21 protein-coding genes are annotated in these 23,915 nt (G+C 68.4%); 11 read left to right on the top strand and 10 right to left on the bottom strand.

What is annotated here, in order from left to right:
- Positions 1-125 precede the first annotated feature (125 nt).
- Entirely contained in the window at positions 126-773 is a 648-nt protein-coding gene (locus MLP_RS04965) for a TetR/AcrR family transcriptional regulator (RefSeq protein WP_172641520.1), read from the top strand.
- Between the two features lie 13 nt (positions 774-786).
- Here MLP_RS04965 and MLP_RS04960 read toward each other — a convergent pair whose 3' ends face one another.
- Positions 787-1,761: a WYL domain-containing protein gene (locus tag MLP_RS04960; RefSeq protein WP_013861919.1), complete on the bottom strand. Its 975-nt coding sequence runs from the start codon at positions 1,759-1,761 to the stop codon at positions 787-789.
- On the bottom strand, positions 1,761-2,657 hold the full coding sequence (locus MLP_RS04955) for a WYL domain-containing protein (RefSeq protein ID WP_156821036.1): 897 nt from the start codon (positions 2,655-2,657) through the stop codon (positions 1,761-1,763). Before MLP_RS04955 ends, MLP_RS04960 begins: the two co-directional genes overlap by 1 nt.
- Positions 2,658-2,846: 189 nt before the next feature.
- Here MLP_RS04955 and MLP_RS04950 point away from each other — a divergent pair, with 189 nt between their 5' ends.
- From MLP_RS04950 to MLP_RS04940, 3 genes are all read left to right on the top strand, one after another.
- Positions 2,847-3,224 (top strand): cupin domain-containing protein, encoded by a 378-nt coding sequence (locus MLP_RS04950; RefSeq protein WP_013861917.1) that lies wholly within the window; start codon positions 2,847-2,849, stop codon positions 3,222-3,224.
- Entirely contained in the window at positions 3,221-3,712 is a 492-nt protein-coding gene (locus MLP_RS04945) for a MarR family winged helix-turn-helix transcriptional regulator (RefSeq protein WP_013861916.1), read from the top strand. Before MLP_RS04950 ends, MLP_RS04945 begins: the two co-directional genes overlap by 4 nt.
- A gap of 190 nt (positions 3,713-3,902) precedes the next feature.
- Entirely contained in the window at positions 3,903-4,454 is a 552-nt protein-coding gene (locus tag MLP_RS04940) for a hypothetical protein (protein ID WP_156821035.1), read from the top strand.
- Here the strand turns inward: MLP_RS04940 and MLP_RS04935 are convergent.
- Positions 4,451-4,942: a DUF309 domain-containing protein gene (locus MLP_RS04935; protein WP_013861914.1), complete on the bottom strand. Its 492-nt coding sequence runs from the start codon at positions 4,940-4,942 to the stop codon at positions 4,451-4,453. The two genes, MLP_RS04940 and MLP_RS04935, sit on opposite strands and share 4 nt — an antisense overlap.
- A 150-nt stretch (positions 4,943-5,092) precedes the next feature.
- Here MLP_RS04935 and MLP_RS04930 point away from each other — a divergent pair, with 150 nt between their 5' ends.
- Both MLP_RS04930 and MLP_RS04925 read left to right on the top strand, forming a co-directional pair.
- Positions 5,093-10,651: an ATP-binding protein gene (locus MLP_RS04930; protein WP_013861913.1), complete on the top strand. Its 5,559-nt coding sequence runs from the start codon at positions 5,093-5,095 to the stop codon at positions 10,649-10,651.
- Positions 10,652-10,987: 336 nt separating this feature from the next.
- Positions 10,988-11,359 (top strand): hypothetical protein, encoded by a 372-nt coding sequence (locus MLP_RS04925; RefSeq protein WP_013861912.1) that lies wholly within the window; start codon positions 10,988-10,990, stop codon positions 11,357-11,359.
- Positions 11,360-11,369: 10 nt separating this feature from the next.
- On the opposite strand, the gene MLP_RS04920 is transcribed toward MLP_RS04925, so the two are convergent.
- The 6 genes from MLP_RS04920 to MLP_RS04895 are packed head-to-tail and all read right to left on the bottom strand — an operon-like array spanning position 11,370 to position 18,226.
- Complete coding sequence (locus MLP_RS04920; RefSeq protein ID WP_013861911.1) at positions 11,370-12,086, bottom strand: GAP family protein; 717 nt, start codon at positions 12,084-12,086, stop codon at positions 11,370-11,372.
- Between the two features lie 27 nt (positions 12,087-12,113).
- Positions 12,114-14,060 (bottom strand): acetyl/propionyl/methylcrotonyl-CoA carboxylase subunit alpha, encoded by a 1,947-nt coding sequence (locus MLP_RS04915; protein ID WP_041791293.1) that lies wholly within the window; start codon positions 14,058-14,060, stop codon positions 12,114-12,116.
- A 5-nt stretch (positions 14,061-14,065) separates the two neighbouring features.
- The gene (locus tag MLP_RS04910) at positions 14,066-15,598 is read right to left on the bottom strand and encodes a carboxyl transferase domain-containing protein (protein ID WP_013861909.1); all 1,533 of its coding nucleotides are present in this window, start codon (positions 15,596-15,598) and stop codon (positions 14,066-14,068) included.
- Positions 15,598-16,437, bottom strand: a complete 840-nt coding sequence (locus tag MLP_RS04905) for an HpcH/HpaI aldolase/citrate lyase family protein (RefSeq protein WP_013861908.1) — start codon at positions 16,435-16,437, stop codon at positions 15,598-15,600. The genes MLP_RS04910 and MLP_RS04905 overlap by 1 nt, the downstream gene beginning before the upstream one ends.
- On the bottom strand, positions 16,430-17,008 hold the full coding sequence (locus MLP_RS04900; RefSeq protein ID WP_013861907.1) for a MaoC family dehydratase: 579 nt from the start codon (positions 17,006-17,008) through the stop codon (positions 16,430-16,432). Before MLP_RS04900 ends, MLP_RS04905 begins: the two co-directional genes overlap by 8 nt.
- Positions 17,009-17,035: 27 nt before the next feature.
- Entirely contained in the window at positions 17,036-18,226 is a 1,191-nt protein-coding gene (locus MLP_RS04895) for an acyl-CoA dehydrogenase family protein (RefSeq protein WP_041789738.1), read from the bottom strand.
- Positions 18,227-18,311: 85 nt separating this feature from the next.
- Here MLP_RS04895 and MLP_RS04890 point away from each other — a divergent pair, with 85 nt between their 5' ends.
- The 5 genes from MLP_RS04890 to MLP_RS04870 all read left to right on the top strand — a co-directional run bounded on the left by MLP_RS04890 (position 18,312) and on the right by MLP_RS04870 (position 23,318).
- On the top strand, positions 18,312-18,938 hold the full coding sequence (locus MLP_RS04890) for a TetR/AcrR family transcriptional regulator (RefSeq protein ID WP_013861905.1): 627 nt from the start codon (positions 18,312-18,314) through the stop codon (positions 18,936-18,938).
- Positions 18,939-19,028: 90 nt separating this feature from the next.
- The gene (locus MLP_RS04885; protein ID WP_013861904.1) at positions 19,029-20,864 is read left to right on the top strand and encodes a hypothetical protein; all 1,836 of its coding nucleotides are present in this window, start codon (positions 19,029-19,031) and stop codon (positions 20,862-20,864) included.
- Positions 20,861-21,382 (top strand): hypothetical protein, encoded by a 522-nt coding sequence (locus tag MLP_RS04880; RefSeq protein WP_013861903.1) that lies wholly within the window; start codon positions 20,861-20,863, stop codon positions 21,380-21,382. Before MLP_RS04885 ends, MLP_RS04880 begins: the two co-directional genes overlap by 4 nt.
- 5 nt (positions 21,383-21,387) lie before the next feature.
- A complete protein-coding gene (locus MLP_RS04875) occupies positions 21,388-21,594 on the top strand; it encodes a hypothetical protein (RefSeq protein WP_156821034.1) in 207 nt (68 codons plus the stop codon).
- A 176-nt stretch (positions 21,595-21,770) separates the two neighbouring features.
- Positions 21,771-23,318 (top strand): GntR family transcriptional regulator, encoded by a 1,548-nt coding sequence (locus MLP_RS04870; RefSeq protein ID WP_013861901.1) that lies wholly within the window; start codon positions 21,771-21,773, stop codon positions 23,316-23,318.
- Between the two features lie 75 nt (positions 23,319-23,393).
- Here the strand turns inward: MLP_RS04870 and MLP_RS04865 are convergent, their stop codons facing one another.
- Positions 23,394-23,783, bottom strand: coding sequence for a universal stress protein (locus tag MLP_RS04865; RefSeq protein WP_013861900.1), 390 nt, complete (start codon positions 23,781-23,783; stop codon positions 23,394-23,396).
- Positions 23,784-23,915 lie beyond the last annotated feature (132 nt).

Here is a 23,915-nt window from a genome sequence, read left to right as displayed (position 1 = left end):
GTACGGTCACAGGCCCAGTCACCGTTTGCCCACTCGGTCGACTAAGTGGATATCTCTCATCCGCATACTGCGACCCTAGCAAGTTATCCGGATACTGTCTATCCGGATGAGCTAGGGTGGACACCGTGACCGCGACCAAGCCAAGGGAGCTGCGCCGAGACGCGGCCGAGAACAGGACCAGACTGCTGGCCGCCGCCCGGGAGCTGTTCGCCGAGCGCGGTCTCGACGTCACCCTCAACGACATCGCGCACCACGCCGGGGTCGGGGTGGGCACCGCCTACCGCCGGTTCGCGAACAAGGAGGAGGTGCTGGAGTCGCTCTTCGCCGAACAGACCGCCGAGTTCGGCGCGCTCGCCGACGCGGCGTTGGCCGACGCCGACCCCTGGCGCGGTCTGGTCGATTTCCTGGAACACGCCCTCGCCCTGCAGTTGCGGGACAAGGGGCTCGCGCAGATCCTGAACGGGGACCGACTCAGCGTTGAGCAGCATGCCTGGAACCGGACGGTGATGGCTCCGAAATACCGTGCGCTGATCGAGCGGGCCCGCGAGGCAGGCAAGCTCCGAGACGACGTCACCGGCACCGACCTGACCTTCATCCAGGTGGGACTCAACGCGATCATGATGCGCTCGCGCGACGCCCATCCCGACCTGTACCGGCGCTATCTGCACCTGATGATCGACGCTCTCCGCGCCGAGCCCGGCGCTCCCTCACCCCTCCCGGTGCCGGCACTCACCAGCGACCAGACGCATGCGGTGATGGGCCCCACCCGCTGATCTGCCGCCTTCGTCAAGACCGATAGCGCTCCAGCATCTCCCTCGCGACCTCCGCGCCGGCCCCGCGCAGGTCGACCGGCTCGAGCACCCGCGCCCGCGGACCGCCGGCGACCAGCATCAGCCCGATCCGGCGTCGATAGGGCTGCAGCACGAAGACCCGCAGCCGGGCCACATCCGGCAGATCCTCGATCAGCTCCACCCGCTCGGCGTAGGAGTCGACCGCCCAGGCGGCGAAGTGCGGCACTTCCAGAACCACGGCGAGTTCGGTGCGATGTTCGATGATCATCACGTTCCGATCCGCCGGCAGCTCGAAGGTGTCCGGCAGGACGGTCACCGAGCGCAGATTTCTGAGCAGGTACGTTCGCAAGGCGCTGCGCTCGTCGCCGGGCGCGGCGTCGATCTCCCAGCCCCGCAGCGTACGGAGCAAGCCGTACGGCTCGATCACACCGTCCTCGATCGTCGGCTCCCAGGCCCGCGCATAGCGCACCGCGACCCGACGACGCTCACGCACTGCCAGTCGCAGATCGTCGAGCCACCGCCAGGGATCGTTCTGGATGATCCGCAATCCGGGCAGCACGCCGTCGCCCAGCTTCCGTACGGCCGAGGCCAGCACCCGGTCGTCGGGGTGCAACGCGACGGCATCCGTGGCCAGCCGATAGAGCCGGGCCAGGTCGGGCAGGCTGAGGTAGGACACGCCGAGCTCGTGCCCCGGGGACATCGTCGCCAGCCGCACCGCGGTCGCCGTGGACGCATCTCCGATCTCCTCGCCATCGTCGTTCAAGAATTCCAGGACATCGGGACGGGCCACCAGATCGGGCAGGTAGTCCGCCAGGTCCGTCAGGTAGTACGTCTTGAGCGTCTCGCGCACGTCGTCCTCAGCACGGCCGACCTCGGCAGCCAGCTCGGAGAACCGCATCCCGTCGGGGTGGTAGAAGAGGATGTCGAGCAGTCGCGGCAAGAGCGCGACCCGATCGCCGTAGATCGCCATCAGCCACCGCTCTCCACGACGGCCTGCAGGTTCATCGCGATCTCGGTGACCAGAGTTGCCGGCTCCAGCACCCGCACTCTCAAGCCGAGCGCATACAGCCGGGACCGGAAGGTGGCCTGATTGGTGACCACCAACTCGACAACGGTCTCCGGCGGTTCGTCGTCGGCAGTCGATTCAGGGGCGGTATCGGCGGAAGGGGGCACGACGGTGGCAGCCGGGAACTGCACCAAGACGTCGGCCACGAAGGGGGTCACCACGGCCAGCCGCACGGTCATCGGCGGGTCCAGCTGCCAGTGCATCGGATCGAGGCGCTCGGTCGGCCGCATGATCGCCGCTGCCGCCGTACCCGGTCGGTCGATCCGCAGACCGTCCATCCAGGCGATCACGTACTCCTTGGCCGGCTCGTCCACCGCCATCCGCGCGGCCAGCACCCAGCCCGAGGTGGTCACGTAGAGCTGGTCGGGGTGCAGGACCCGCCGACGCCCCGCATAGCTGCACCGCACCAGACTCCGGTCTTGGACCGCGTGCACCAAGCGCCCCAAGGACGGCGGTGGGATGACCCGGTCGATGTCGTTCAGATAGAGCAGCGACCCGAGGGCGGCCCGCTCGCCGGGGGTGAGCAGCAGCGCCAGCCGGTTGTCTCGAGCACGCAACAGATAGCGGCCATCCTCGCCTTCGCCGGCCACGTTCTCGATGTCCCAGCCGCCCCGGCGCAGGATCGTCAGGTCCCGGCGCAGCTGTACCCGCGCCGCTTCGGTGTCCTCGTCGAGATCGGCCATCCTCAGCAAGGTGACGATCGGCACCCCACGACCGCGGTCGTCGTCGGCGAGGCAGATCAAGATCCGGATCAGCCGCTCCATGGGCTTGAGCTGGTCGCGCCCCGACGCTCGCGTCACTCGACCGACCTCCCCACGTCTTCCCCGTCGTGCGATTGCTGCGCAGAGTGTGCCAGGTGTCGATTGGCACGGGTGGAAACCGAGCCACCTGCCCACCTGCTGGTTGCCAATTCAGTCAATTCAGTTGACTATATCCGGACCATAAGGGACGATGGTCAAATCAGTTGACCACTTGCGAAGGAGATCGGCATGTCTGTTGTCCAAGCCCCGAGCGCCCCGACGCACACCCTCGGCGGGACGACCTTCACCTCGCTGGCCACCCCCAGCCGAGGCAGCACCACCGACAACTCACTGTGGCGGGTTCAGCTCGCTCCCGGCACCACGCCGACCCCGCACTCATTGACGCGGGAGGAGATCTTCCTGGTCCTCCGCGGCACCGCTGACGTGACGATCGACGGGGTCCAGGAGACCGCCCTGACCGGCAGCGCCATCGTGGTGCCGAGCGGTGTCCCCTTCGGCCTCGGCAACGATGGCGACGAACCCGTCGAGCTGCTCTGCTGCCTGCCGGTCGGCGGCCAGGCACAACTGGGCGACGGCACGCTGCTGACTCCACCGTGGGCTCAGTGAGCACCGGGAAATCAGTTAACCAAGCGGCCGCAGCGGACGGGTCGCTGCCGCTCGCCCGGCTCCTCGCCATCGCCTACCGGCAGCTGATCACCGACCTGCACGCCGAACTCGCCGAGCAAGGCTGGGGGGAGCTCCGACCGGCGTACGGCTTCGCACTGCTCACGCTGCGCCCCGGACCGCTGCCGGGTAGTGAGCTCGGCGCAGCACTGGGGATGACCAAGCAGGCCAGTAGCAAGCTGGTCGACGCGCTGGTCGCGGCAGGCTACGTCCGGCGACTGACATCGCGGGGCGACGCGCGGGTCCGGCCGGTGGAGCTGACCGAACGCGGGCAAGCACTGCTGGTGGCATCGGAGGACATCTATCACTCGCTGGAGGGCCAATGGGCCGCGATCATCGGGCCCGACCGGCTGGCAGCCCTGCGCGAGGACCTCGTTGCGGTCGTGAGTCAGGCCGACGGGGAACTGCCGCCCGTCCGGCCCCTGTGGTGAGGCAGTAGATCAAGGTCAGTCGGGATTTGTGTTCGGCCCTCCTGTCACGCTTGGTATATCAGCCCAGGCGCGATCTCGAGAGGAAAACTTCATGTCGGTAGCAGCGATGACGCACCCGTACGGTTCGTGGTCGGGCTCTGCCCGTCACCTCCGACGACCCGTCTCCTGCCCACCCGTCTCCTGGCAAGACGTGACTCGCGTCGCGCGCCGCCGCGCCATGGCGATCGACACCGAGATTCCCACCACCGTGCTGGTCAGCAAGGTGCTGGACCGCTTCGGCGAGGCGTTCGGCCAGGGCGCACGGCCGGTCGACCTGGACGGCTGGGTGCGGCGGACCCTACGTGAGGTCGTGGCGCTGTGTGAGAGCGAGAATGTCGGCCCAGGGCTGACCGGCGACAACGGCGCCCTCGCCGCGCTGCTGAATCAGCTGTCCCTCCCGGTCCGTTCCCCGGCGCTGGCCAAGCGTCGCAAGACCCTGCTGCGCAGGGTTGCCGAGGTGATCGGCGGACGGGAAGGCCGAGTCGTCTTGGCGTTGGCCGGCACGGAATCGGCTGATCAGCTCGCCGCCCAATTGCATCGGGCCGGGGTCGACGTCGTCTGCCTGCAGGACACGGGACTGAGCCGGCTCCGGGAACACCTCGACCGCCATCCCGAGTTCCGCCGGCAGCTCACCGCCGCCGGCCGGCAGCCGAACCAGGCCCGTACCGCACCCCTCACCGACGCCGACACCCCGATCAGCTAGATCGGCGGTAGGCCGGGATCACTCCCCTCCGCGACATCATTGGCCGAGAGCTCGGCGAGCCGCGCGGTGAGCCAGCCGATCAGCGCGGCGAGATCGAGGTCGTACGTCGGCTGGTCGGCGGCGCGATAGGCGGTCAGTCGTCCCAAGGCCCGACCCCACAGCCGACGAGCCCCGACCGCGTTGCCGCGTTCCCGATGGGTGTTGCCGACGCACAGCTGCGCCAGCCCCTGCCACAGATCCCGCTCCGCAGCCGGCGCGTCCTTCCAACGAGCCTCGAACACCTCGTGCGCGGAGAACGGTCGGCCCTCGGCCAGCAAGGCGCGAGCGGACTCGATGGTCGGTCCCGGCGGCAGCGGCTCCTCCGAGACCGGCTCGACCCCGACACTCCCGTACGGCAGCGGTCTGCCGAGCCGATCCCTCGGCCGCGCCTGCCGGGCCCGGCCCGCGGCATCACGATCCCGGTCGCCCGTCTGGTCAAAGGCAGCCATGCTGCGATGATGCCAGGAACCGCCGCAATCGCGACACCAGGCGTCAGAGCGCGCCAGGTTGGTACCAACGACACGATTGATGGCAGGCTGACCTGGTGAGACGCCCACCCCCGGGTCTCACCGTCGAAGCCTTGCGGAGGTAAACCCCCGATGTTCTCGCGCATTGCCATCGTCAACCGTGGCGAGGCCGCGATGCGGCTCATCCACGCGGTCCGGGACCTGAACGCCCAGGCGGGCCCCGACGGTGGCCGGATCGCCACGGTGGCATTGCACACCGAGGGTGAGCGGCGAGCGATGTTCGTGCGGGAGGCCGACATGGCCTACGACCTGGGGCCGGCCGCCAATCGTCCGTACCTGGACTACGCCGTGCTGGAGAGGGCGCTGGTCGAGACCGGCGCCGACGCGGCATGGGTCGGGTGGGGATTCGTCGCCGAGGACCCCGGCTTCGCCGAGCTGTGCGAACGGATCGGGGTCACCTTCATCGGGCCGAGCCCCGAGGCGATGCGCAAGCTCGGCGACAAGATCGGCTCCAAGCTGATCGCCGAAGAGGTCGGCGTGCCGGTCGCGCCCTGGAGTCGCGGTGGTGTCGACACCCTTGAGGATGCCACGAAGGCGGCAGCCGAGATCGGCTATCCGCTGATGCTCAAGGCCACTGCCGGCGGCGGCGGCCGCGGCATCCGCATGGTCGCCTCCGACGAAGAGCTCGCCGAGGCGTACGAGCGGACCCGGGACGAGGCGCAGCGGGCCTTCGGCTCCGGCGTGGTCTTCCTGGAGAAGCTGGTCACCGGGGCCCGGCACGTCGAGGTCCAGGTGATCGCCGACGGCCACGGCACCGCCTGGGCCATCGGGGTCCGCGACTGCTCGGTGCAGCGCCGCAATCAGAAGGTGATCGAGGAGTCGGCCTCCCCGGTGCTCAGCCAGGGGCAGGCCGACGAGCTGAAGGCGGCGGCGGAGCGGCTGGCTCTCGCCGTCGGGTACGCCGGTGCCGGCACCGTCGAGTTCCTCTACCACCCGGCCGACAAGCTCTTCGCCTTCCTGGAGGTCAACACCCGGCTGCAGGTGGAGCACCCGATCACCGAGGTGACCACCGACACCGACCTGGTCAAGCTGCAGATCCACATCGCCGACGGCGGCCGGCTGGAGGGCGAGAAGCCTCGGGAGGTCGGGCATGCCGTGGAGGCCCGGCTCAACGCCGAGGACCCCGACCGCGACTTCGCACCCGCGCCGGGCAAGATCACCCTGCTGGAGCTGCCCGCCGGGCCCGGCATCCGGGTCGACACCGGGGTCGGCGAGGGCGATCGGATCCCCGCCGACTTCGACTCCATGATCGCCAAGATCATCGCGTACGGTCGCGACCGCGACGAGGCGCTGGCCCGACTGCGACGGGCGATGCGCGAGACCACCGTGGTGATCGACGGCGGAGCGACCAACAAGAGCTTCGTGATCGATCTGCTGGACGCCCCCGAGGTCATCGACGGCTGGGGTGTTGGTGATTGGGCCGACACCGGATGGATCGACCGGACCCGTGCCGAGGGTGGCCTGGTCGCCCACCGGCACTCCGGGATCGCGCTGGTAGCCGCCGGGATCGAGGCCTACGAGAGCGAAGAGGCCCTGGAGCGCACCCGGCTGATCGAGACCGCACGCGGCGGCCGCCCGCAGGTGCAGCACCGCACCGGCCGGGCCATCGAGGTGAAGCTGCGCGGTGTCGCCTATCAGGTCACCGTCTTCCGGGCCGGTACGCAGCGGTTCCGGGTGGTCATCTCCAACGGCCACGAGGAGTACGCGGTCGAAGCTGAGATCGACCGGCTGGACGAGTACAAGAGCCGGCTCACCGTGGGCGGCCGGACCCACCGGCTGGTCACCGCCACCCACGGGCCGGTGCAGCTCGTCGAGGTCGACGGTGTCACCCACCGGGTCAGCCTGGACGAGGGCGGTGTGCTTCGCTCTCCCGCCCCGGCGCTGGTCGTCGCCACCCCGGTCGCGGTCGGTGACGAGGTAGCGCCCGGCGCCCCCGTCCTGGTGCTGGAGTCGATGAAGATGGAGACGGTGCTCAGCGCACCGTTCGGCGCAAAGGTGAAGGAGCTGCTGGTCTCGGCCGGCAGTCAGGTCGAGACGGGTGCTCCGCTGGTTCGGCTGGAGCCGGTCGGCGACGCGGAGGAAGAGACGGTCAGCGACGAGGCCGAGGCCGTCGAGCTCGACCTGCCCGGCGACGGCGCTCCGTCCTCCGACCCGGCGGAACGGGCCTTGACCCGGCGCCGCGACCTGTACGCGATGCTGCGCGGCTACGACCTCGACCCGCGGGACAACGGCAGCACCCTGAGCGCGTACCTCGCCGATCGGGATGCCATGGTCGCGGCCGGCGACTCACCGCTGGACGGTGAGCTGGAACTGCTGCAAGCGTTCGCCGACTTCGCCGAGCTGTCCCGCAACCGCCCGGCCGGCGAGGACCGGCACATCGAGAACCGGGTGCACAGTCCCCGCGAGCACTTCCACACCTACCTACGCAGCCTCGATCCCGAACGCGGCGCGCTGCCCGCCGACTTCCGCGACAAGCTGACCCGGGCACTGCGGCACTACGGGATCACCGACCTGGACCACACTCCCGAGCTCGAACGGGCCGTCTTCCGGATGTTCTTGGCCCAGCAGCGCTGGACTCCCGACGTGCAGCTGGTCACCTCGATCCTGCAACGGTGGATCGGCGAGCCACCGCCGCCGGCATCGGCCGAGCATCAGTATCACGACCTGCTCGACCGGCTGGTCACCGCTACCCAGCTCCGCTTCCCGATCGTGGGCGAGCTGGCCCGCAGCGTACGGTTCCGCTGGTATGACCAGCCGCTGGTCGATGCGGAGCGGCAGAGCGTGCTGGACAGTGTGTCGGCCGAGCTGGAGGCTTTGACGGATCTCCCGGCCGGACCGGAACGGGACGCCCGGATCGACAAGCTGGTCGACATCCCGGAGCCGATCGCCCGGTTCCTGGCTGCCCGGATCGAGGACGAGGTGATGCCGTCCGACGAGCCGATGCTGGCCGTGCTGATCAAACGTCACTACCGCGGCTATGCCCTGCACGACCTGCGTGAGCTGAGCGTCGGTGGCCGGCCGTTCGCGGTGGCCGACTACGTCACCGACCGGCGGCCCACCCATGTGGTCAGCACGATCGGCCGGTTCGACGAGCTGGCGCCGGGCACTGGTCTGGTCACTGCCCTCGCCGACCAGATCGCCCAGGCGCCCGCCGGGCATCGCAGCGTGATCGATCTCTATCTGTCCTGGCCGACGGCGCCGACCGACGACGAGGACGCCTCGGCTCAGATCGCGCATCGGCTCGCCGGCCTGGGCTTGATGCGGGAGGGCACCCGGTTCACGGTCGCGACCTGCCCCGGCGACGGCCGGGTCGGCTATTTCATCTTCCGGCCCGAGCCCGGAGCACCCGACCCGGACGCGATCCTGGTGGAGGACACACTGATCCGCGGCGTGCACCCGATGATCGGCCGTCGGCTGACGCTGGGCCGGCTCCGGGAGTTCGACGTGACCCGGCTGGAGGCACCCGAGGACGTGCTGCTCTATCGCTGCGTCGCGCCGGGCAACGAGGCCGATGTCCGCCTGGTCGCCCTGGCCCAAGTCCGCCAGTTGGCGGTGAGTCGCGACGACCAGGGCCGGGTGATCGGCCTGCCGCATGCGGAGCGGGCGATCTCCAACTGCCGTGAGGCGATCCGCCGGGTGCGGGCCGCCGCCGGGGTGGCCGGCAAGCGACTGGACATGAACTACGTCTGGATCTACATCTGGCCGACGATCGCGGCCGATCCGGAGCAGTTGACCGCGCTGCAGAGCCAGCTCGCGCCGATGACCACCGGTGCCGGCATCGAGGAATTGCTGGTCGGCGGCACCGTACGGCTGCCCAAGGGCGACGAGCACCTGCTGGTGGCGGGCTTCCACTATCAGCCGGGCTCGGGCGTGGTGACGACGCTCGGCGAGCCGCCGCTCTATCGGCTGAAGCCGCTCGACGACTACGACCAGAAGGTCGTCCGGGCCAAGCGGCGCGGGGTGGTCTACCCGTACGAGTTGCAGGCCATGATCGCCGGCCCGGAGGGGACCTCGATCGAGTACGACCTGGACGACACCGGGCAGCAGCTGGTGCCGGTCGATCGTCCGTACGGGCAGAACAAGGCCGGCATCATCGCCGGGCTCATCTCCACCCCGACCGAGCGCTATCCCGACGGCATCGAACGAGTCGTGCTGTGCGGCGATCCGCTGCGGTCGCTGGGCGCGGTGGCCGAAGCCGAGTGCACCCGGATCATCGCCGCCCTGGACCTCGCCGAGGAGCGCGGGATCCCGGTCGAATGGTTCGCCTTGTCCGCCGGTGCGCGGATCTCGATGGAGTCCGGCACCGAGAACATGGACTGGGTCGCCAGGGCATTGAAGCGGATCGTCGAGTTCACCCAGAACGGCGGCGAGATCAATGTCGTGGTGGCCGGCATCAACGTCGGCGCGCAGCCGTACTGGAACGCCGAGGCGACCATGCTGATGCACACCAAGGGTGTGTTGATCATGACCCCGGACTCGGCGATGGTGCTGACCGGCAAGCAGACCCTGGACTTCTCCGGCAGCGTGTCCGCCGAGGACAACTTCGGCATCGGCGGCTATGACCGGGTCATGGGCCCGAACGGCCAGGCGCAGTATTGGGCGCCCGATCTCACCAGTGCCCGGGAGATCTTGATGGCGCACTACGAGCACAGCTATGTGGCGCCGGGCGAGACCGGGCCGCGCCGGGCACCGACCTCCGATCCCTACGACCGCGACGTGACGGGCTTCCCGCACGATCCGGCCGACTCGGGCTTCGCCTGCGTCGGTGACATCTTCTCCAGCGTGACGAACCCGGATCGCAAGAAGGCGTTCGACATCCGCACGGTGATGGCAGCCGTGTCCGACCAGGACCATCCGACGCAGGAGCGCTGGGCCCAGATGGCCAACGCCGAGACCTCGGTGGTGTGGGACGCGCATCTCGGCGGCCTGCCCGTCTGCCTGATCGGGATCGAATCGAAGTCCGTTCCCCGACAGGGGTTCCCGCCCGCCGACGGACCGGACGTCTACACCGCGGGCACCCTGTTCCCCCGGTCGTCGAAGAAGACCGCCCGGGCCATCAATGCCGCCAGCGGCAACCGACCCGTCGTGGTGCTGGCCAACCTGTCCGGCTTCGACGGGTCGCCGGAGTCGCTGCGCAAGCTCCAACTGGAGTACGGCGCCGAGATCGGCCGGGCGATCGTCAACTTCCGGGGCCCGATCGTGTTCTGTGTGATCTCCCGCTATCACGGCGGCGCGTTCGTGGTGTTCTCCAAGGCCCTGAACCCTTCGATGACCGTGCTCGGCATCGAGGGCTCGTTCGCCTCGGTGATCGGTGGCGCCCCCGCTGCGGCCGTGGTCTTCTCCCGCGACGTCGACGCTCGGACGGCCAAGGACCCGCGAGTTCTTGCCTTGGAGGGGCAGCTGGCCGCCGCCTCCGATGCTGAGCGAGCCACGCTGGCGACCGAACTGGCCGAACTGCGCCGTGACGTACGCAGCGAGAAGCTCGGCGACGTGGCCACCGAATTCGACCGGGTGCACAACATCCACCGCGCCGTCGACGTCGGCTCGGTGGATGAGGTGATCGCCGCCACCGACCTCCGGCCGAAGATCATCGCCTCGCTGGAGAAGGGCCTCGGACTGGCCTCGAGCTGAGATCGGCTAGGACTGAGATCGGGTCCGGGTCCCGTTCTGCGCACCATCTCCGTTTCGACTCCGCACCATTTGATGCGACTGCGCATGGGGTCTACCTGGTGCGCAGTAGACGCAGTTGGTGCGAAGTGGGAAAGGGGCCAGCGCCGCCGATTCACCTGCACGGGGATGCCCGATCCGCCGATCCGCGGGTCTCCCGACGGGCGGGTACGTTTGGAGCAAGAGGTATTCGCCCGTGCCCCAGCGCGACCGCCGAGCCAGCAGGCTTTGACGGGCACGTCGAGCGACCAGACGAACACCGCACCGAAGAGCGTTACCACGCAACCGGGAGGGTGCGACATGAGGCGTCATCACGTCAAGGACCGAGCAGTCGAGGAGCAGCCGCTCGCGGATCCCCAGCGCGCGCAGGATCTCGAGCGAGCCGAGCAAGAGAAGGATGAACAGAGTCTGGATCTGGTCCAACGGATCGTGGCGTCGGTCCTGGCTCTGGTCGTAGGCGGCGGCATCGCTGTCCTGCTGTCCACCCTGACGGCGTTGAACGCCCTCGACTTCGATGCTGGCAGCCGGATCGGGCTGTGGGTGATGGGTGGCGTCGCCGGCATCCTGACGGCAGCGGCGGTGCTGGTGATCAACCGGCGCCATCCGTATTCACCGTTGCTCGTGCTGGGGCTGATCCCGATGGCCGTGGCGGCGTACTGGGTCTGGACCTGAGCAGTCCACCTCAGTTGGACACCCCGGCGCCGACGACACCGAGCCCGACCAGACCCAATCCGAGCAGACCCAGCCCCAGCAGACACAGAGCAGCCGCGCTGATCACCGGTCCGGCGGTGGCCAGGCGGGCGGTCGCGGCGGTCAGCCAGGGCTCGGTACGTTGCGGCGCCATCAGCATCGCCAGCGCCGGGATCGTGATCGTCACGGTAGAGATGACGACGTAGATCACGATCACCAAGATGGCCAAGGTGCGGTTGGCGGTCGCGTGCACCTGCAGGCTGACGACCAACGCGAGCACGATGCTCTTGGCCCGGAACTCCAGGATCACTCCGATGACGAAGGCTCGAAACGGGCCCATCCCCTCGAGCGCCGTCGCGGCCCAGTTCGGCAGCTTCCGGGTGTGGCGAGGCCGCCGGCGGCGTACCCAGGCGCGAATTCCCAGCCCGATCAGCGCCGCACCCAGCACGAACTCGACGATCGCGATGGTGACGCTCGGTTGCCGGGGGCGTGGCTCCGGCATCAGTTGAGCCGCGGCTACCGCAGCCAGCACCACGCCCAGCGTGCCGGCCACACAACCCATGGCGTAGGGGAACGCAGAAACCGAGCGGCGCGGCGAGACCAGGATCACCAGCAGGACCGTGATCGGCACCGAGCTGAACGCCGCAGCCAAGCCCACGGTCAGCAGCTGACTCAGTGAGCCGAGCATCCCGCCCTCCTCCTCAATCACCAGCGCGTGGCTACAGTCTCGCCTGCCTCACCCGGCCTGGGGTTCATCAGCGCCCTGAATGTCATCGAGCGGCTGGATGTCACACAGCACGGCTCCGAGCGCGACCGGCATCCCGGTGGCCGCGCTCAGGTTAGTCACTGTGCCTGCGAACGGCGCTCGGAGCGGCATCTCCATCTTCATCGCCTCGAGCACGACCAACACCTGGTCGACCGCCACCAGCTCGCCCTCGGCCACCCGGACAGCCACGATGGTGCCGGGCATCGGCGCGCGGATCGCCCCACTGTCCGCAGCTCCCGCATGATCGGAGAAGACATCGGGCCGCTCGAACACCCACCGCTGTCCGCGGTAGACCACCTCGGCGCCATGCCTGGTCAACTCGACCAAACCAACCTGCCGTACGCCATCGATCTCCAGACTGAGCCAGCCGTCCCCGGTTCCGTCCGGGACAGCGAGCGCATGGACCTCCAGACCATCCACCCGGCCAGCCTCTCGATCGACCACCACCGGCCGGTCCAGGTCCACGATCATCGGGGCCGGTGGTCCCCCGCACCGCCATCCATCAGCCTGGAACGGGTCCGGACTTTTGGCGCAAGAGCCCCCTCCCATGGGGTTTTCTGACCAAGACTCCCCACTGACGGACGCCGCCACGGCCCAGGCGGCGAGAACCCGCGGGACGGTGTCGTCGGGCAGCGCCAGCTGATGCCGATCCAGCCAGGTGGTGTCGATCTCCGCCGCAGCGAAGGCGTCACCGGCCACCAGTTCGCGGAGAAAGCCGGTGTTGGTGGTCAGCCCCAGGATCGCCGTCCGGTCCAGGGCCGCGATCAGCCGTTGCCGAGCGGAGTCACGATCCGGACCGTACGCGATGATCTTGCCCAGCATCGGGTCGTACGCGGTACTGACCACCTGTCCCGAGACGAGCGCGTGATCGACCCGGACACCGGTCGGCCACCGCACCGTCGACGCCGTACCAGCCTGCGGCAGGAAGCCGTGAAAGGAGTCCTCGGCATACACCCGGGCCTCGATCGCGTGACCGGTGACCGTGACCTCGGACTGACTGATCGGCAGCGGCTCCCCAGCCGCGATGCGCAGTTGGAGCTCGACCAGGTCGAGCCCGGTGATCGCCTCGGTGACCGGATGTTCGACCTGGAGCCGGGTGTTCATCTCCAGGAAGTACGCCCGACCGGTCTCCTCGTCCACCAGGAACTCGACCGTGCCTGCGTTCCGATAACCGACCTGTTTGGCCAGCGCCACGGCGCTCGAAGTGACCAGCTCGCGTGTCTCGGGACCGATCGTTGGAGCCGGTGCCTCCTCGACGACTTTCTGATAGCGCCGCTGGCTGGAGCAGTCCCGCTCGAACAGGTGCAGCACCTCGTCGTGGGCGTCGGCCAGGATCTGGACCTCGATGTGCCGGCCCCGTTCGATGTAGGCCTCCACCAGGATCGTGTCGTCGCCGAACGCCGCCTTCGCCTCCCGGCGGGCCGCGGTCGCTGCCTCGTCGTGGTCGGCCGGCGAACGGACGATCCGCATGCCTTTGCCGCCGCCACCGGCCGCGGCCTTGATCAGCATCGGATAGCCGACGTCCTCGCCGCGGGGCACGACGGGCACGCCCGCGACCGCCGCGATCTCTCGGGCAGCGTCCTTGCGACCCATCACCTCCATCACTGCGGCCGGCGGCCCGACCAGGGTGAGGCCGGCGGTCTCGACGGCCTGAGCGAAGGAGGCCCGCTCGGACAAGAACCCGTACCCGGGATGGATGGCATCCGCCTTCGTCGTCCGGGCAGCCGCGATGACGGCCTCGTTGTCGAGATAGCTCGGCACCCAACAGGCCTCGTCGGCGGCCGCGACGTGTGGAGCCGCTCGGTCGAGATCGGTGTAGATGGCGGCCGTCCGGATGCCCATCCGGCGGGCGGTGCGCATCACCCGGATCGCGATCTCGCCGCGGTTGGCGATCAGCAGTGTTCCGATGGCAGGCATCACGCTCACATCCGGAAGACGCCGTAGGACGGCGCCGGGGTCGGGGCGTTGGCGGCGATGGCCAGGCCCAGCCCGAGCACCCGGCGGGTGTCGGCCGGGTCGATGATGCCGTCATCCCAGAGCCGCGCGGTCGAATAATAGGGTGAGCCTTGCTGCTCGTACTGGGCTCGGATCGGCTCCTTGAACGCCTCTTCCTCGTCCCGGTCGGTGAAGCCTCGCACGGTAGCCAGCACCGAGGCTGCCTGCTCGCCACCCATCACCGAGATCCGCGCGTTCGGCCACATCCACAGGAAGCGAGGATCGAAGGCACGGCCGCACATGCCGTAGTTGCCGGCCCCGAACGAGCCGCCGATGACGACGGTGAACTTGGGCACCACCGAGCAGGCGACCGCCGTGACCAGCTTGGCACCGTCCTTGGCGATACCGCCGTTCTCGTACTCGCGGCCGACCATGAAGCCGCTGATGTTCTGCAGGAAGACCAGCGGGATCCCACGGGAATTGCACAGCTCGATGAAGTGCGTACCCTTCAGCGCTGACGAGCTGAACAGGATGCCATTGTTGGCGATGATGCCGACCGGGTGCCCCCAGATGTGGGCGAAACCGCAGACCAGCGTCTCGCCATACAGCCGTTTGAACTCGTGCAGCCGGCTGCCGTCGACAATCCGCCGGATCACCCCGCGAACGTCGTACGGCGTACGGGTGTCGGTCGGCACCACATCGTCGAGGGTCTCCGGATCCTCGTGTGGCTCCTCGACCTGGGCCAGTTCGTAGGGCGGCCCAGTGGGACGGCGCTCGATGGTGCCGACGATGCTACGGACGATTGCCAGCGCATGCGCGTCGTCGTCGGCGAGATGGTCGACCACGCCGGACAACCGGGCGTGGACGTCGCCGCCGCCGAGTTCTTCGGCGGTGACGATCTCACCGGTCGCCGCTTTCACCAACGGCGGGCCACCGAGGAAGATGGTGCCCTGATTACGCACGATCACCGTCTCGTCGCTCATCGCAGGAACGTAGGCGCCGCCGGCCGTGCACGAGCCCATCACACTGGCGATCTGCGGGATCCCCCGAGCGGAAAGCGTGGCCTGGTTGAAGAAGATCCGACCGAAGTGCTCCCGGTCGGGAAACACCTCATCCTGCAACGGCAGGAAGGCGCCGCCGGAGTCGACCAGATAGATGCACGGCAGCTGATTGTCGGCCGCGATCGCCTGGGCACGCAGGTGCTTCTTGACCGTCATCGGATAGTAGGTGCCACCCTTGACCGTCGCGTCGTTGGCGACCACCATCACCTCGCGCCCGCTCAGCCGGCCAACGCCAGTGACGAGGCCGGCGCTGGGCACCGCGCCGCCATACATCTCGTACGCGGCCAGTGGGCTGAGTTCGAGAAAAGGGCTGCCCGGATCCAGCAGCCGATCGACCCGGTCCCGGACCAGCAGCTTGCCGCGCTCAGTGTGCCGGGTCCGGGCTGCCTCGCTGCCGCCTTGTCGCACGACGGCGAGTCGGTCCCGCAGCTCGTCGGCGAGGTCGCGCAGGCTCACCATCAGCTGTCCCCAGCTGGAATGGCGGTAGCGGCGAGCCGGAGTACCCGCTCGGCCTGGGTGTAGACCGGTCCGTCGACCATCCGCCCCTCGAAGGTGGTCACCCCCCGGTCCTCGCCCACGTGAGCCAGCAGCCGCGTGGCCCAGTCGACCTGGCCGGGAGATGGCGCGTATGCCGTCCGGATGATCGGCACCTGAGAAGGATGGATCGCTGCCGTCGCATCGAATCCGCTGGCCACGGCGTCCTCACATTCCGCGGCGAGCCCGGCGGTGTCGGCGATGTCCATGTGCACGGCATCGACGGCGAGGCGGCCGGCGGCCTTTGCGGCAATCAGCGCTCTGGATCGGGCAAAGCGCGCCACATCGCGATAGCGGCCGTCGGGGTGTCGACTGGTCGTGCCACCCAACCCGGCGACCAGGTCATCGGCACCCCACATGGCGCCGATGACGTTGTCTTGGGCGGCCAGCTCGGCAATGCGCTCGATGCCTCGGGGGGTCTCGACCAGCAGCACCACCTCGTGCTCGATGGCGGCCAGCTGGACCGGATCCTCACTCTTGGCCAACATCGCCCGCGGCAAGCCGACTTCAGCCAGCACGGCCAGATCGAGCGGATGATCGCCGCTCTGGGTGCCATTGATCCGGACGAGTGTCCGGTCGGGGTCGAGCACCCCGTCGTGCGCCAGCCGACGGAGTGCGTCACGGGCAGCAGGTCGATTCGCCGGGGCCACGGCGTCTTCGAGGTCGACGATCACCAGGTCAGCTCGGCTGAGGGCCTTGGCATAGCGATCGGGCCGGTCAGCCGGGCAGAACAGCCAGGCCGGGCCCGGAAACCAGTCACTCATCGCGTGCCGCCTGATCGCCCGGCGCTCTATGGATAGGATTTTCTCCGACATCGGGGATGAAGCTATCCATAGTGGAAGCTGCGGCCGGTTGCAGCCGGACCAACGTGGTCCGAGTCGCCTTTGCGACCACCACCCCGTTCTGGTTGCGGGCGCTGTGCTCCAGAGTCACGACCCCCTCCCCCGGCCGACTCGCCGAAACACGCTTGTCGAGCACGAGTGTCTCGGCATAGATGGTGTCGCCGATCCTGACCGGCGCCGGGAAAGAGATGTCGGTGAAACCGAGGTTGGCGACGATGGTGCCCTGAGTCAGCTGCGCCACCGAGAGTCCGACCAGCGTGGACAAGGTGAGCATCGAGTTGACCAGCCGCTCGTGAAACGGCGGCTGCTGTCCGCTTGCGTACGCGTCCAGATGCAGCGGCTGGGTGTTCATGGTCAAGGTGGTGAACAAGACGTTGTCGGCCTCGGTCAGCGTCCGGCCCGGCCGATGTTCGTAGACGACGCCGATCTCGAACTCCTCGAACCACAGACCACGCTGCACGACCCTCTTCTGCTGGCGCTGTTGTCCGGTCATGAGTGGAGCCTCTCAGGTGTCATCGGCTCACTCCACCGGGAGGCCGAGTCCGCGGGCGATGACCAGGCGTTGCACCTCGGAGGTCCCCTCGCCGATCTCGAGGATCTTGGCGTCGCGATAGAAGCGAGCGACCGGATACTCCTCCATGAAGCCGTAGCCACCGAACACCTGGGTCGCGATCCGGGTCGCGGCGACGGCCGACTCCGAGCTGTAGAGCTTGGCGACGGCCGCGGCCCGCTTGAACTGTGCTGCTGACGGCGCCCCAGATCCACCGGCAAGCATGGCGTCCTTCATCGCCGCCGCCCGATAGGTCAGGCCACGCGCAGCCTGGAGCATCACCTCCAGATCCGCGATCTGAAAGGCAACGCCTTGCTTGCGACCGATCGGGCCACCGCCGGTGTGCCGCTGGTTCGCATACGGCAGGCAGGCATCCAGGCATGCCTGGATCAGCCCGACGGCCAGGGCCGAGATCGCCACCCTGCCGTCATCGAGGGTGGACAGGAACTGCGCGTAGCCGCGTCCACGAGCGCCGAGCAGGTTCGACTCCGGGACCCGACAATCGATGAAGGTCAGGGGGTGAGTGTCGGAGCTGTGCCAGCCGAGCTTTCGATAGGTCGGTTCCACCACCAATCCCGGGGTGTCTGCCGGCACGACGATGGCGCTGATCTCCGGTCGTCCGTCGGCGAGCGTGCCGGTCCTGGCGGTGACCGTGATCAGACTCGTGATCGCCGTCCCGGAGTTGGTGATGAACTGCTTGGCTCCGTTGACCACCCAGCGCCCTTCGACGAGGTCGGCCCTGGTCCGCGTCGCCCCGGCATCCGAGCCGGCGTCCGGCTCGGTCAACCCAAAGGCAGCCAACGCCCTTCCGGCCACCAGGTCAGGCAGCCAGCGGTCCTGCTGCTCCGAGGAGCCGAACGCCAGGATCGGGTTGATGCCCAAGCTGACCGCCGCCTCCAGCGTGATGCCCATGGACTGGTCGACCCGGCCCAGTTCTTCGATCGCCACACAGAGTGCGGTGAAGTCTCCGCTGTCTCCGATGCCGCCCAGCCGTTCCGGAGCGGTCAGCCCGAAGAGGCCCAACCGGCCCATCTTGATGACCACGTCCACCGGGAAGTGGTGATCTCGATCCCACTGCTCGACATAGGGCGCGATCTCCTGCTCGGCGAAGTCGCGCACCGAGGCACGAAACGCCTCATGCTCGGGCGACAGGTCGAACATCGGAGTCTCCTCACTGAGCCAGTTAACGATCATTAACCCGACTTCGAGGTTAACACTCGATAACCTGCTCGTCTAGGCTGACGCCATGCCCAACCCAGGCCGCACCGCCAACTCAGGCCGCAGCAGCGGCGAGACCCGCCCGAGCACATCGCGCCGGGAACAGATCCTGGCGGTGGCCGCGACCCAGTTCGCCGAGCGCGGCTTTCACGGCGTCTCGGTCTATGACCTCGGCGCTGCCCTGGGTATCTCGGGCGCCGCCCTCTACAAGCACTTCGCCAGCAAGGAGGCGCTGCTCGGCGAGATGCTGGTCGGCATCAGCGAACGGCTGCTGTCGGAGGGTCAGCGCCGAGCTGACGAGGCGGCGGCAGCAGGTCCGGACGCGGTGCTGCAGGCACTCATCGGCTGGCACGTGGAGTTCGCGCTGGCGCACCCGGCCCTCATCACCGTGCAGCTTCGCGACGTCGCCAGCCTGGCCGAACCCGACCGCCACTCCGTGCGGGACCTGCAGCGACGCTATGTCGAGCTCTGGGTACGCGCCATCCGCGCAGCCGTGGGAGGAGACGAGACCCGCGCCCGTTCGGCCGCGCACGCCACCTTCGGGTTGATCAACTCCACTCCCCACAGCGCACGGCTGCGCCGGGCCGAAATGGCCGATCTTCTCCAGCAGATGGCCCTGGGCGCCCTGCGGACCACGAACAGCCGAAGCTTGTGAAAGATTTGGTGCGACGTCGCACCAAATCTTTCACTGAGATGTTGCCGCCCACCTCTTGACCATGTCTTCACTTGGCGAACTAATAACGGTGTGGCCGGCCCCAAGCAAGACACCCCACCTGATAGGTCGAGGCCGACATCGCGGCAGGCGATCCCCGGTGGGCACGATCAGCTGGATGGCATCACACCGGCTGCGACCGCCGTCACCCAACAGAGCTGGCTGGCCTCACTGCAACGCACGGCGGGCAACGGCGCCGTGGCCTCACTCCTGGCAGGGCAGGCGCGAACCGGAGCAATCGGACCCAGTCCCCACCTGCAACGCAGCCCCGCGATCTGGTCCGCAAGTCCGGCCGTCGGGCTGGTCGCCGGATATGCCGGGTCGGCCACCTACTGGCAGCCGATCCAGACGCTTGTCGCCGCATACAGCGCCCTCCGCGCGGACGACATGGCGGGACGAAGCCGTACGCTGCGCGATCTGGAAACGGCTATCGCGAGGTGGCGGGCGCACCAGGCAGGAGGTTGGTGGACGAGCGCCTTGGACGCGCAGAAGGAAGCCGCGCTGGTCACCATCGAAGGCCTGTTCGCGACGGAGGAGTCCGAGGTTGCCGGGACCCGGACCACCGCCGACCTCGGCAACCGGCTCGCGACGCTGTTCTCGAGCTCGACTCGACCCCAGCACGGCCTGGTCGTCGCCTCCCGGGTGTCCGAGGACCGGCTGCGAGCCGCACTTCAAAGTCCGACCAAGCTGGCCGCGATCAATGCCGTGCTGACCCGGAACCCGAGCGCCGGACTGCCCGCCGGTCTGACACCGGTCCGCGCTTTCCTGGCACGCCTCGCCCAGGAGATCGCCGCCCCGACGACCGCCGGCGTGACCGCCTCGGACGCTGCGCGCGAACTGGGAGTCGAGCAGATCCTCACGCCACCGACGACGCGGGCCGCCCGGGCTGCCGCTGCCGCCTCAGGCGGTCCGGCCCCGACATTCCAGCCGGCGCAGTACTACGAGGACCTCACCACAGCGCTGCACGCGCAGATGATGAGCAACTGGGCGTGGGCCGGACCGATGGACGCCCGAGCAGGTCTCGACACGGCGGCGGGAGGCCATGTCGAAGGCATCGCGGCCGAAGCGAAGCGCCGGGTGGATGCGCTCTACGGGATGTTCGGGTCAGCCGCCGCACCGAGCATGACGTTCTCCGCGGGCACTCTGGAGGACCGTGGCACGATCGTCGGCGACCCCTACGACATGGCCCGATGGATGGTCCGGGAAGGTGGTGGCGGCGATGCGGTCGGCGCGGTGCAGGACGCGCATCATTCCTTCGAGGACGCCACGGCAGCTCGCGCGATCGAGGATCGGGTCATCGACCACTACTCGAACCGGTCCGCGCCGGCGGCACCCAACGAGATCGCAGCGATGACGGGCACCGGGGTCGCCGGAGCGGAGCGAGCCCGTCGGCTGGGCGTGATCGATCGGATGTGGCCCGGCGTGCAGACGATGGGCCGAGTCTCGGTGGCCGCCCGGCAAGGAGCCACTCCAGCGGCGACCCGGGGCATCTACTGGGGCCTGTTCAAGACGATGATCCACGAGTATCTGCACACCACTGCACACCCCACCTACAACGCCTGGTACGGCGCGCTGCGCGACTCGCACCACGTGACGACGTACCAAGAGGGTTTCACGGATCTCTTCACGCTTCGAACCTGGCAGAGCGTCTACCCGCAGGAGATCAGAGCCAACCAGGCACTCCGCACCACTGTGCAGGGGCCGGCCGACACCGCGGTGGACATGGCCGCGGTCGGCGGAGCCCCTTCGCACTACCCTGAGCTGACGGAGGCGATCGCGCTCGAGAACTACTTCGGTGCCGCCAACATGAAGGCCGCCTACTTCCGCGGCGATACCGCCGTGCTCGGCGGAGGGAGGTTGCCACGATGACGCCAACCACCGGCACAGAACCGCCACCTACAGCGCAGCCGGACGGTGTGCCACTGCTCCTCGCAGCCCTCGCCGGACAGTACGACCGCTGGCGGTGGTCGCCGGGGCTGAGCCCTGACGTCGTGGGCGAAGCGCTCGGCGTTGCGCTCACCCCGGGCCCCGCACGGCTCATGGGCCGCGACCTGCTTGGCGCCGTCACGTCCATCCCAACCCAGCCGTACCCGGTCCGCTGGCATTGGCAACTCGACGGTCGGCTCGAGCTCGTACAGCTCTCCCAACCACCGGCGGTGCCGTCGTGGCCCGAGGTGATCGACAAGCTCGGCGACCCCACCGTCGTCCATCCGCATGGCAGCGGCGTGTTCCCAGGCAGCGAGCAGCGTTGCTACCTCAGCCGCGGCCTCACCGTCTTCGACGGCGCCGGTCTCGGATATCAGGCTGTTTGGCTGTATCCGCCAATGACGCAGGAGGCGTACGCGGAGCGGACCGGAGCGTTCACCACCCCCACTCGATCGAGGTGAAACCTATGGAAAGCATGGAATCCGAGCACCAGCGGCGGCCCGCGAGGGCTGAGCGTCGAGACACCGAGTCAGACCAGCCGTCCAAAGCAGGCAGCGAGATCCTCGCCAACCCTCTCCTGCAGCTACAACGCGACGCCGGCAACGCTGCCGTGGCCAACCTGCTCGCCGTTCAACGTCACACTCTGGATCCGGAGGAGGAGGCGGGCAGCTGAGCAACCCACCAGGAATGGAGGTTGCTCAGGCCCAGATGTCTCCGACCTTGAATCCATTCGTGAACGGATCGGCTGTAGCCGGAAGGACTCGAGACGAAGGGCTCGGCGGGCATTCGCCCGCCGAGCCCTTCGTTCGTCGTGGGCAAACCGAGCGAGCCCAACGGCTATGATCCGGGATGCGAGTCTCGGCAGTCGGGATATCCCCCTGCCGCATCGAGCAGGGGGTGATCCAGCTGCCAAGGAGTAGCCCGCAGTCCGGCAGCGCGACCACGAAGCGTGTGCTGTTCGGCCACCTGCAGACCGAGGACGTGGCGTCAGCGGTCGCCCGACGGTTGCGTACGGCCATCGGGATCGGGGTGCTGAGTGACGGCGAGAAGCTGCCGAGGGAGGTCGACCTGGCCAAGCAGCTGGGTGTCACGGCCTTCTCCCTGCGAGAGGGATTGGGCATCCTGCGCAGCGAGGGCCTGATCGTGACTCGGGTGGGCAAGAACGGCGGTAGCTACGTCGAGCGCCCGCCCAGTAGTGAGTCGATGGCCGGCGAGGAACTGGTGCGGTTGTCGGCAACGGAGCTGCGTGATCTCGGTGACTGGCGCTCTGCGTTGACCACCTACGCTGCGCGGCTCGCTGCCAGGCGAGCGCCCAAGACCACCGGTGACCTCCTCACCACCTATGTCGAGGAGATGGTCGCCACCGACAGCTCGGCAGGGGCACGCCGCGCGCTGGGGCGGTTCCAGGTCGAGGTGTCTGCGGGCGCGCAATCCATGCGGCTCACTCGCGCCGAGCTGGCCGCCCACGAAGAGTTCGACTGGCTGGTCCAAGTGCTGTTGCACGACGAGGCTCACCGTCAGGCTGTGGCAACCCGGATGCAGGCCATCGCCACGTCGGTCGGGGCCGGCAATGAGTCCGCGGCGTGGCAGGCGGGTGAGCAGCTGGTGTCCTACCAAGTCACCGAATTGATGCGGACTCGTCTGCAGATGATCGCCACCCGCACCAGGTCCGGGGGCACCGAGCACGACCGTGTCGGTGACCTGGCCGCAGAGCTCCGGTCCATCCTCGACCGGACCGTCCATACACTGCAGGCGATAGCCGCGGAGCTGGGCGCCTTCTTCGAGCGTCAGCCCACCGCCCAGGCGCTCAACGCCGAGGTTGCGCGCCGCGTGCTGCCCCAGCTCGCCGATCTGCCGGAGGTCGTGTACGGGCTCGGCTTCATGGCCGAGGTCGGCATGCTGCCGGAGGCTCCGTATTGGCTGGAATGGTGGCAGCGGGCAGCTGATGGCGCCTTCGATCGCGACTACACCCATCAGCTGGACTCGTCCCGCGATGACTTCTACGACTACGGCATCAAGGACTACCTGACGCAACCCCGGCTGATGGGCAAGCCCAGCGTTGTGGGTCCTTACGTCGACCACGGCGGCGTCGGAGAGACGATCATCACGGTGTCGGTGCCGGTCACGCGGGTCGGTGAAGGAGGCGAGGGCAACTTCGTCGGCATCATGGCCGCGGATCTGCGCATCGCCACCCTGGAACGGTCGTTGTCTCCTTGGCTGGCCCAGGCCGAGCGCGACTCGGTCGTGCTGAACGCCGACTCACGAGTCCTGTTGTCGAACTCGGCTCAGTTCAACGTCGGGGACCTCATCCCGCCGGATGCCGGCCTGGTCTTCACCGATCTCGGTTGCTTCGGCTGGCGGCTCGGACGAGCAGCCGGCGATATGCCCCACAACTGAAACACCTGCCCACGATCTCCGTGGGCAGGTGTCCTTGTCGTACGCCGGCTGAACCGGCACGCCAAGCTGGATCGGTCAGCTGGCCTTCACCACGAGGATCGGGATGTGCGACTCGAGGAGGACACGCTGCACGACGGAGCCGAGAATCAGCTTGCCGACCGGGCGACGCTTGCGCGAACCGATCACCAGCAGTTCGGCACCGGCGTCCTCGGCCAGTTCGAGAATGGCCTCTGCGGTGTCGAAGCCCTCGGGCGCGTTCAACACCTCCCACTGCAGGTCGGGAAAGTCGGTGAGCTGGGCCGCGACCTCGGCCTTCAGCTTCTCGTCCACCTTGGTCGGTTCATCGACACCGGGAACGATCTGGAGCACGGCAAGTGATTGGTTGCGGCGCAGAGCTTCCTCCGCACCGGCGCGCAGCGCGGCCTTGCCGCGGGCGGAGTCGCTGTGTGCGACGGCGATCGTCATGGATAGAGCCTTTCGAATGTGTTGACGGAATGCAGATCGAGGCTAGCCAGCGGTCCGAGCAGAACCTGGGGCGGCGTGCCCCAGGTTCTGCTCGAGCTTCGCGAGCCGAGGACGAACTTGCACTTCGGGCTT

It is taken from the genome of Microlunatus phosphovorus NM-1, assembly GCF_000270245.1.
GTDB classification, from domain to species: domain Bacteria; phylum Actinomycetota; class Actinomycetes; order Propionibacteriales; family Propionibacteriaceae; genus Microlunatus; species Microlunatus phosphovorus.
Note: the sequence above shows the minus strand (reverse complement) of the source record. Positions and strands in the feature narration are given on the sequence as shown.

Excerpts from the sequence above, each read along its gene's own strand:
- MLP_RS04960 (WP_013861919.1), bottom strand. The coding sequence starts at position 1,761 with ATGGCGATCTACGGCGATCGGGTCGCGCTCTTGCCGCGACTGCTCGAC.
- MLP_RS04950 (WP_013861917.1), top strand. The coding sequence starts at position 2,847 with ATGTCTGTTGTCCAAGCCCCGAGCGCCCCGACGCACACCCTCGGCGGG.
- MLP_RS04935 (WP_013861914.1), bottom strand. The coding sequence starts at position 4,942 with ATGGCTGCCTTTGACCAGACGGGCGACCGGGATCGTGATGCCGCGGGC.
- MLP_RS04930 (WP_013861913.1), top strand. The coding sequence starts at position 5,093 with ATGTTCTCGCGCATTGCCATCGTCAACCGTGGCGAGGCCGCGATGCGG.
- MLP_RS04925 (WP_013861912.1), top strand. The coding sequence starts at position 10,988 with ATGAGGCGTCATCACGTCAAGGACCGAGCAGTCGAGGAGCAGCCGCTC.
- MLP_RS04915 (WP_041791293.1), bottom strand. The coding sequence starts at position 14,060 with ATGCCTGCCATCGGAACACTGCTGATCGCCAACCGCGGCGAGATCGCG.
- MLP_RS04910 (WP_013861909.1), bottom strand. The coding sequence starts at position 15,598 with ATGGTGAGCCTGCGCGACCTCGCCGACGAGCTGCGGGACCGACTCGCC.
- MLP_RS04905 (WP_013861908.1), bottom strand. The coding sequence starts at position 16,437 with ATGAGTGACTGGTTTCCGGGCCCGGCCTGGCTGTTCTGCCCGGCTGAC.
- MLP_RS04900 (WP_013861907.1), bottom strand. The coding sequence starts at position 17,008 with ATGACCGGACAACAGCGCCAGCAGAAGAGGGTCGTGCAGCGTGGTCTG.
- MLP_RS04895 (WP_041789738.1), bottom strand. The coding sequence starts at position 18,226 with ATGTTCGACCTGTCGCCCGAGCATGAGGCGTTTCGTGCCTCGGTGCGC.
- MLP_RS04890 (WP_013861905.1), top strand. The coding sequence starts at position 18,312 with ATGCCCAACCCAGGCCGCACCGCCAACTCAGGCCGCAGCAGCGGCGAG.
- MLP_RS04880 (WP_013861903.1), top strand. The coding sequence starts at position 20,861 with ATGACGCCAACCACCGGCACAGAACCGCCACCTACAGCGCAGCCGGAC.
- MLP_RS04875 (WP_156821034.1), top strand. The coding sequence starts at position 21,388 with ATGGAAAGCATGGAATCCGAGCACCAGCGGCGGCCCGCGAGGGCTGAG.
- MLP_RS04870 (WP_013861901.1), top strand. The coding sequence starts at position 21,771 with ATGCGAGTCTCGGCAGTCGGGATATCCCCCTGCCGCATCGAGCAGGGG.
- MLP_RS04865 (WP_013861900.1), bottom strand. The coding sequence starts at position 23,783 with ATGACGATCGCCGTCGCACACAGCGACTCCGCCCGCGGCAAGGCCGCG.